1 protein-coding gene is annotated in these 1,031 nt (G+C 49.8%); it reads right to left on the minus strand.

Annotation, left to right across the window (positions count from 1 at the left end; all coding sequences use genetic code 11):
- Positions 1–366 (minus strand): FAD-binding protein (locus tag ACFTXQ_RS36725; RefSeq protein WP_382650047.1); only part of this gene is annotated, 366 nt, incomplete at its 3' end.
- Positions 367–1,031: the final 665 nt, after the last annotated feature.

A 1,031-nucleotide genomic window follows, 5' to 3' on the forward strand; every position in this document is an offset into this window, starting at 1 on the left:
ATCATAAACGGTCGTGCTCAACAATCTGTCTGTGCCTTTGCGGAGCAACGAAAAGCACTGCCCCTGCGCATCGAGAACAAGCGTCCGCATACCAGCCTCAGCAGAGGCCAACGCTGCAGAAATTCCGCCCACACCCGCGCCTAGCACAACCACATCGTAGTCGACATCTCCATCAGCAAACGAACTACTATTTTCAGCTTGCTTTTCGAATAGCCCTGCATCAATGGCCGTATGAATAAGTGTCCGCGCCCGGAGGACTTGGTCACGCATGCTGATATAGGTCAAGCTCCTGTTAAGCTCGAACTGATTAGGTCCAATCTTATAAGCAAGAAGCGCCAACCCCGCATGAGATTTGTTTTTATCCATGTTTTAAAGAGCGTAATCTTGTGCGTCGAATAGACTCTTTCGAGCGGACGCGGATGTGCAAAGGAAATCATCATCAAGAATGAGTGCGAGGACGCCGCCCTTCATTCTCAACAAATCTCGCATGCGGTCAATTTGCACAGAAAGCTCATTATTCCGTGCGGTCAACATATTCAATCGCTCTTCTAACGAGGGGCCACGGTCCGGCACAGAACGTGACACGACTTCCCGATGAACGAGCCCCCGACGTCTATCGTCGTAGTCTCGTTTGATATTTTCGATATCAGCGGCAGCACTGAATACATACTCCCCACTTCCAACTCGCGCAGCCCTGTCCTCTAGTATTGCCAACCGCACATACTGGTCGACTACTCTCGTTAGCACAGAAATTGAAATTTTACCAAAACCCTGGCCCAGGATATATCTATATACCTCGTCCAATAAATCCCCGCGCGCCCTATATTCTCGGCCGTCCTTCTCCGACAATTGTGCGATATATGCCGCGATTAGCTCTTCCACTTATATCCCCCTATCCCAGCTAGCATACATGGATGACCCTCGCCTTGAGGCGAGTCAATAACCCATTTAATCATAAGTGTTTTTTGACTAGCAACTTCATCCGTCTCTCAATCGCGACCATCTCGTGTGCGGAAGAGTGGTACCGCACT

Origin of the sequence: Streptomyces sp. NPDC057010 (assembly GCF_042673805.1) — a bacterium.
GTDB lineage: Bacteria > Actinomycetota > Actinomycetes > Streptomycetales > Streptomycetaceae > Streptomyces.